The sequence below is a fragment of the Maribacter sp. genome, assembly GCF_049667165.1.
GTDB lineage: Bacteria > Bacteroidota > Bacteroidia > Flavobacteriales > Flavobacteriaceae > Maribacter_A.
In genome coordinates this window covers 1-7,759 of the sequence record NZ_JBATHS010000144.1, presented here as the reverse complement: position 1 = coordinate 7,759, position 7,759 = coordinate 1, and the positions used below count along the sequence as shown (strand labels likewise).

Here is a 7,759-nt window from a genome sequence, read left to right as displayed (position 1 = left end):
GGGGCACAGGGAAAGGTATATCCATATCCATCACAAACAAAACTAGGTGATTCTTTAGTTGATGTCACCTATGAGATGGTCTATTTGGAAAATGAATATGTGAAGGTAAAAGTGTTGCCTGCATTCGGTGGTCGACTTTTTTCGGCCATAGACAAAACGAACGGGCATGAGCTTTTTCATACCAACAGTGTCATAAAACCCGATTTGATCGGTACCTTGGGAGCATGGGTCTCAGGAGGGATTGAGTGGTGTTTTCCACATCATCATAGAACCACGACCATGATGAAAAGTGATTATAGAATGGTTGAAAATAAAGATGGCAGCGCAACTATTTGGATCGGGGAAACCGAAAAAACCATGGGTATGAGGGGTGTTGTAGGGATGACCTTACGACCGGGGCACTCTTACATCGAGGTAGATTATCGCATCAATAACACCAATACGCTTACAAAGACCTTTCTATTTTGGGCCAACGTCGCCATTACCGCCAATGATGACTTTCGCACCTTTTGGCCGCCAAGTCAAGAGATTGGGGTATTCCATAATAATTCCAGTTTTATACAGTGGCCATTGTCAAATGCAACCGACAACTATGGCCGTACAAGTTATCCTGAGGGGGTAGACCTTACTTGGTGGAAAAATCATCCTAATCCTGTTTCTTTCTTTATGTGGGACATTAAGGAAGGTTTTATTGGAGGTTATGATTATGGCCAGAAGGCAGGTACGGTCCATGTCGGTGATCTCTATAAGAACAATGCCTCCAAATTATGGCAATTCGGTCCCGGATTACAGGGACAGAATGCCAGACGTAAGCTAACCGATGATGGTAAGGCTTATGTAGAATTGATGACCGGTACCTTTTCTAACAACCAACCGGATTATAGTTGGATCTTACCCCATTCCGTAAAAGATGCAAAAAATTATTGGTATCCCATTCGTGACTTGGAGGTAGTGAAGAACTCAACAACCGAAGCTGCTGTTACCTTACAATTGCGAGATCCTAAAACGGTTTTTTATGGTTTTAACACCACGGGTGTATTTAAAAATGCCAAAATACTTCTAAAGTACGGTGATGCCATTTTGGTAGAAAAGACAATAAATATTGATCCGGCAAATCCATTTACGGAAACCTATAAGAGTCGCAAACCCTTGGACGAATATCAGTTGTACGTAGAACTTCGCGATAGTCAAGGGAATAGTTTGGTGTCTTACAAGCCCTACAAGTTAATCAAGCCCGAACTGCCTGATCCACAGGAAAAAGTAAAACGTCCTGAAGAATTGACCAGTGTAGAGGACCTGTATTTAACAGGTAGGTTCGTGGAGCAATTTAATCGCCCGGGTATAGATCCCGATGAATATTATTTGGCAGCTTTGGAAAAATCCCCGAATGACTATAGGGCCAATATGGCTTTAGGTGCCCGTCGATTGAATCAGATGAGATATGAAGAAGCCTTAAAATATTTTGATGTAGCGGCCGATAAATTGAAGGTGAAATACTATCAACCCAAAGAGGGGGAGCTTTTTTACAATCGAGGTATGGCACATAAGGCACTCGCACATGAGGATGAGGCCTATAAGGATTTGGCAAGATCTACTTGGTACTATCAATGGTCTTCTGCAGGTAATTACGAATTGTCATTATTGGAAAGCCAAAAAGGAAATTATGCCAAGGCGCTCGAGTATGTAAAGGAAGCCTATTCCACGAATAATAGGGATGGGCGCATTATTGTATTGTACGCATCCTTACTTCGAAAAGCAGGGGATAAAGCCAAAGCCGAGTCCCTCTTGGAAGAACATTTGGCCTATGACCCATTGGATTTCACCGCAATGAATGAACTAGGATTGCTCAAAGGGGAGCCTTCAATGGCGAAGTGGCACAAGAACATGCAGGATATTGAAAACAACTATTTGGAAATCGCTACCCATTATATGAATGCCGGATTCTTGGAGGATGGTCTTGCCCTCTTGTCAGCATTGGAAGATCCAAAAAATCCATTGGTCCATTATTACCTCTCATGGTTTCAAAGTAAATTGGGTAATGTGGCACAAGCCAAGGCTTATTTAGCAAGTGCAAACGGTTGTAGCTTGGATTACAGTTTTCCCTATCGTCCTGAAACCGAATCCGTTTTGCGTAATGCAATACAATTGGATGCGCAGAATGCAAGGGCTTACTATCTTTTAGGAAATCTACTTTATGATAACCAGCCCGAAGAAGCCATGGCTGCTTGGGAAAAAGCGGGAACATTGGATACAAGTATTCCTTTGGTGTATCGCAACCTGGCCTTTGGTGATTTTTACCATACTAAAAATCCAAAGAAAGCCATTGAGCATATGACCAAAGCGATTTCACTAAACGGCACAAATCCCTTATGGTTTGCTGAACTATCGAAATACTATGACGAATCCGATGAGGATTTTGTCGCCAATCTTTCCCTTTTGAAAAAGAACCTGGATATAGTAAGAAAAGATGTTGCAGCCCCTAAAGCCTATGTTAAACTATTGAATCTTAATGGTGAATATGACGAGGCGATCGACTTTTTAGGCCAGCACCATTTTAGAACCTGGGAGGGAGGTCGTGAGACGTATTGGTATTATGTAGATGCGCATACTTTGAAAGCTAGGGAACTTATAAAAAACAAAGAATACCAAAAAGCCATTTCACATTTAGAAAGCGCTTTGGAATATCCTGAGAACCTAGAGGTAGGAAAACCCACCAATGATGAGAAAAATGCAATGATCTATTACTATATGGGAGAAGCCTATGCCCAAATGGGGGATATGAAAAAGGCGAATGAGAGTTATCGCAAGTGTGCCTCCGCCGATAATGGTAGGGGTATGTATGACCTAATATACTATCAAGCCAAGGCCAACGAAAAATTAGGGAATACCGAGAAGGCAAAAACCATGTATACGGATCTTATCGAAAGAGCGCAGAAACAACGTACCCTTGGGGATAGTAATACCTTGATAGCTGTTGAAGAAGCATCCACAACCAATAAGGAGGCCATATCAGATGCGTATTTTCTTGAGGCCTTGGGCAATATAGGATTGGGAAATAAGGAACAGGCCATTCAATTGCTGCAGACCGCTCTCAATGAGTATAAGAACAACCTATGGGCCAAAGTAATACTCGATGACAGCGGCAATTTATAATCGTTGTTACATGGCTTATAATTAACAAAGCAATCATGTCGAAGAAAATGCCATTCGTGATACTTGCACTGTTGTTTATTACGACAATGACCGGCCAAGTGTCCGAAAGGCCCAACTTTGTTTTTATTCTTACAGACGACCAGCCATATGGTTTATTGGGTGTTGAGGGTAATGAAATAGTGCAAACACCATCTATTGATAAGTTGGCCAAAGACGGGATTCGTTTTACCAATGCCTATATCACCAGTGCGATCTGTACACCAAGTCGGGTATCGATTTTATTGAGTCAGTATGAACGTAAACATGGGGTAAATTTCAATTCGGGAACAAGTATTTCCGATGAGGCTTGGCGAAAATCATATCCTGTTCTTATGGGAGAGGCAGGATATTATACAGGATGGGTCGGTAAAAATCATTCCCCCATCGGTGAAGGAGGGTATGAAAGTGGACTGATGGAACAAAGTTTCGACTATTGGTACGCGGGGCATGGCCATCTCACCTTTTACCCCAAAGATCGGCATAAAATTTTTGAAGACGCCCAATCCGACACTCAAGTGGAGATCATAGGAGAGGGCGTTCATGATTTCTTGGATAACGAGTCAAAATTGAAAGGGGCGCAGCATTTTCTCGAGAAAAGGCCTAAGGACAAACCCTTTATGCTTTCAATAAATTTTAATTTACCCCATGGTGCCAGTACGAGTACCATGCAAATGCGGGAAACTGACGATGCTATCTATAAAACATTGTACCGGGACATGGATATTCCCTTGGCCAAGCATTATATCGCCAAGGCCGATATAAAGGAGCCAAAATTACCCGCAGACCTATTGAAAGTTGAAAATAGGCAGACCGGATACGATTATGTGGATACGCCAGAAGCGGTTAAAGAAAGATATATCAGGCAGTTACAGGCTATGACGGGCATCGACAGGCTGATCGGAAATCTCAGGAAAACGTTGAAATCCATGAATTTGGATTCAAACACTATTTTGATATTCACTTCGGACCACGGACTTTTTATGGGGCAATTTGGCCTTGGGGGTAAGGCGCTTTGTTATGAAGTTACGACGCATGTCCCATTGATCATCTATGACCCCAAGGCCCCGAGAAAAGCAAAAGGCACGACCTCCGATGCCTTGGTGCAATCCTTGGATATTGCCCCGACCCTGCTTTCAAAGGCAGGAATTCGAATCCCGGATTCTTTTCAAGGGAAGGATTTAACCGCTTTGGTGCAGGGAGGTGAAGTGGGTATTCGAAATTATGTTTTTACAGAAAATCTTTGGTCGACCCAGTTTGGTAACCCCAGATGTGAGGCCGTACAAAACAAAGAATGGAAATATATTAGATATTATAAAAACAATACCTTTCCTGCCCTTAAAAAAATTGAAACTGCCAAAAAAATGGGGATAGATCCCGGCAAAATACTGTATGCCGTACACGATCCGGATATAGCGGTTTATAGGGACTATGTAGAATCACCTTTAGAGGGTGAAGAACCCGTATACGAGGAGTTGTTTAACCTCAAAATCGACCCCGATGAGACCACCAATCTAATTTCAAATACGCAATATAAAAAGCAGCTTGAAACATTGCAGGAAGAGTGGTCTAGGGAAATTAAGAGTGCAAAAGGGGAGGGTAGCCCCAAAGTATATCGCTATACTACCGAAAGTCAATATGAATCAGGTAGGTATGGCACACCTAAATAAGCTCAATATGCATAGATTTAAAACCATTTTAATTTTGTTTTTCTTCATTCTACCTTTAGCAAATTCAATCGCACAGGAAGAAAGGAGATTGGTGCTTGGGGAGCAGGCCATATTCAAGGTTTCAAAAGCCTCGGAACCAATTATAGTAGACGGTAAGATGGAGGAGGAAAGCTGGAAAAATACGGAAGCTAGGAAACTACATTATTTCTATAATGTGGAAAAAGTGGATGACGATCAGCAAACCTCCTTTCGAATGCTGTGGGACGCCCAAAACCTGTATTTGTTCTACCAGATGAAGGATAAATATCTGACAGCTCGGGAAACGGAGCGCGATGGGGAGCCTTATTTGGATGATTGTGCCGAGATTTTTCTAATTACCGTACCGGATAGTCTGGATACCCATTTTGGGTATGAACTGAACCTGAACAAGGCTTCGAACGACTTTATTTATTTCAATGATTTTTATGAAGGCAAGGATTTGGCGTTCAAGGGCTATGACCCGGAATTTGAAGTTGAGGTGACGTACAATGGAACTGTTAATGATAACTCCGATATTGATGTAGGTTGGACGATGGAAATGGCGATACCCATCGCTAATTTCGGTGCGTTGGGCCAGGTGCGACCGGTGGCCTCTGGAAATCGGTGGGCCTTTTTGGCTGTTCGGCAAGACCGAAATGATGCAACGGGAAACCGTAGATCCACTTCAACGATTTTTCCTATTTACGATATTTCAAAGAATGTACATCAAGCGAATCGATTTGGATTATTGGAATTTGTTAATTGATTATAACGATTGGTAAATGAACTTTAATAAATTAGTTCTGTACAGTTCTCTGCTCGTGGTTTCCTGTTCTCAAGTTAGGGATGAAAAGAAATCTATTGAACAAGAGATTTATAATTGGGAAGAGTTGATAGATGCCGATTTAACGAAATGGGATAACTACTTGAGTTACCAGTTTCAAGTCGATTACGATGGGTCTCAACCCAAGAACGAGAAAGGTGAGCCAATTCCGCCAATTGGATTGAACAACCCATCGCATAATGTTTTTACGACGTTTCAAGAGAACAATGATATAATCATTAGAAATACCGGTGAATACTATGGCTGTTTAATCACCAAAAAAGAGTTTGAAAATTACCATTTTCAATTAAAATATAAATGGGGAGATAAAAAATGGACTAACAGGAAAGAATTACTTAAAGATTCTGGTATTCTATACCATTCAATTGGACCAATGGCCGTAGATTACTGGAGGTCATGGATGTTATCACAAGAATTTCAGATAATGGAAGGACACACTGGTGACTTTTGGAGTCAGGCCAATTCAGTAATTGATATTAGGGCCTACAAACCAGAATCTGTTCTTGATCCAATGGCGCATGAGTCTCAAGAATATCTTACGTTTAGCATGTTTAGTCCGTACAAAAACTATTGTATGCGCACCAACAATTATGAAAGTCCCAATGATGAATGGACTACCCTTGACTTGATTTGTTTTGAAGGCAAAAGCCTTCATATGGTAAATGGAAAAGTTGTGATGATCTTGAACAACTCTAGATATATTGATGAAAACGGTAAGGACATACCGCTTACAAAAGGAAAGATCCAATTGCAAAGCGAGGCCGCAGAACTATTTTTTAAGGACATTAGAATACGAAAAATAGATTCCCTTAGTCAGGAACAAAAAGTCTTGTTTTAATTTTCGCCTAATCGAAAAGACGAATTGAATTTATAACAGTATGAAAAAAAAAGACGATACTAGATTGAACCTCCTCTTGAGATACAGCATCTTCGCTGTGTTCATTTTTTTAATTGCAAGTCATGGCCACTCTCAAGAAGCTGATTCGCCGGTTACCGATAAAGATAATTTACAACAGGTAAGGGTTACAGGTTTGAGACACATCAGTATTCATGTGCTCGAACTCGAGAAAAGCATGAAGCTGTACCGTGAGATACTTGGGTTTAAATTGAAGGACGCAGAGGTACTCCACGGTCCAGGACTAGAAGGAATGCTAGTCATGAAGCTGAAAGCGAACGATCTGACCATCGGGCTATCGGTAACCGCACCTGAATTTATTCAGACCATAGGGCCAATTGGTAATACCAATCACAACCACTTCATGCTTAAGGTCAATGACATAGGCCCAATTGGGGACAAATTGAAAGAAGAGGGATACGAGTTGGAAAATGAAAACTATGTTCGTGACAAATACACGTTTTTTGTGGGGCCAAACGGAGAGATTATTGGTCTTTCTTCGTGGGAAGAGTAATGTGAACGGATTCTACCTATCTTTTGGTCCTGAGTCATAATCCTGATACCGACGGTAAATGACGATTTATCTCGACTATTTTACCTATTTATTATTTTTCAAATAATGTACATCAGGCGAATCGATTTGGACTAATGGAGTTTGTGGAATAACGACTGGATTTTAATCGTCAAGAACAATATAAGGTGGATGTAAAAATGTAATACTGAAGTTTTAGATTGTCAATTTACCTTTGTGAATTGTGACTTAAAATTCAACACTAGCATAATCCCTTTTCTTTTTTTGTTCGCTCTCTTAAATCTCATTTCATTCAGTCTTAAAGCAAATAATGCCTCAATTCTTAGGATTTAGAAGGAAATACTATATTTTAGTAAGGAACTTGTAAATTTCCATAAAGTCATTGTCTTGTACCGATAAAAGTGGTGTACTCGATGAGTCAGATAACTAAAATGGATTTGAAACTTGACCGAACAAATGATGTATGAAGTCGTGCGAATAAGCTTCTTTTGTCAACCTAATAATCGGTCAGAGACTAAATAAATGTAAAATTGATTGATTCAAGACCTAATATTGTTCAAAAATTTGGATTTAGGCAAGTGTTCTGGTTTGTCTTGTTCCTAACAACTTTC

The 7,759-nt window shown here is 40.6% G+C and carries 5 protein-coding genes; all 5 read left to right on the top strand.

Annotation, left to right across the window (positions count from 1 at the left end; translation table 11 throughout):
* The coding region (locus WBM98_RS07535) for a DUF5107 domain-containing protein (protein WP_424365411.1) at window positions 1–3,153 on the top strand (3,153 nt) is incomplete at its 5' end.
* A gap of 35 nt (window positions 3,154–3,188) precedes the next feature.
* A complete protein-coding gene (locus WBM98_RS07530) occupies window positions 3,189–4,859 on the top strand; it encodes a sulfatase-like hydrolase/transferase (protein WP_424365410.1) in 1,671 nt (556 codons plus the stop codon).
* A 7-nt stretch (window positions 4,860–4,866) separates the two neighbouring features.
* Entirely contained in the window at window positions 4,867–5,643 is a 777-nt protein-coding gene (locus WBM98_RS07525) for a carbohydrate-binding family 9-like protein (protein ID WP_424365409.1), read from the top strand.
* A 16-nt stretch (window positions 5,644–5,659) separates the two neighbouring features.
* Window positions 5,660–6,559, top strand: coding sequence for a 3-keto-disaccharide hydrolase (locus WBM98_RS07520; protein WP_424365408.1), 900 nt, complete (start codon window positions 5,660–5,662; stop codon window positions 6,557–6,559).
* 40 nt (window positions 6,560–6,599) lie between these two features.
* Window positions 6,600–7,130, top strand: coding sequence for a VOC family protein (locus tag WBM98_RS07515; protein ID WP_424365407.1), 531 nt, complete (start codon window positions 6,600–6,602; stop codon window positions 7,128–7,130).
* Window positions 7,131–7,759: the final 629 nt, after the last annotated feature.

Coding starts and splice junctions, on each gene's coding strand:
- WBM98_RS07530 (WP_424365410.1), top strand. CDS start 3,189: ATGTCGAAGAAAATGCCATTCGTGATACTTGCACTGTTGTTTATTACG.
- WBM98_RS07525 (WP_424365409.1), top strand. CDS start 4,867: ATGCATAGATTTAAAACCATTTTAATTTTGTTTTTCTTCATTCTACCT.
- WBM98_RS07520 (WP_424365408.1), top strand. CDS start 5,660: ATGAACTTTAATAAATTAGTTCTGTACAGTTCTCTGCTCGTGGTTTCC.
- WBM98_RS07515 (WP_424365407.1), top strand. CDS start 6,600: ATGAAAAAAAAAGACGATACTAGATTGAACCTCCTCTTGAGATACAGC.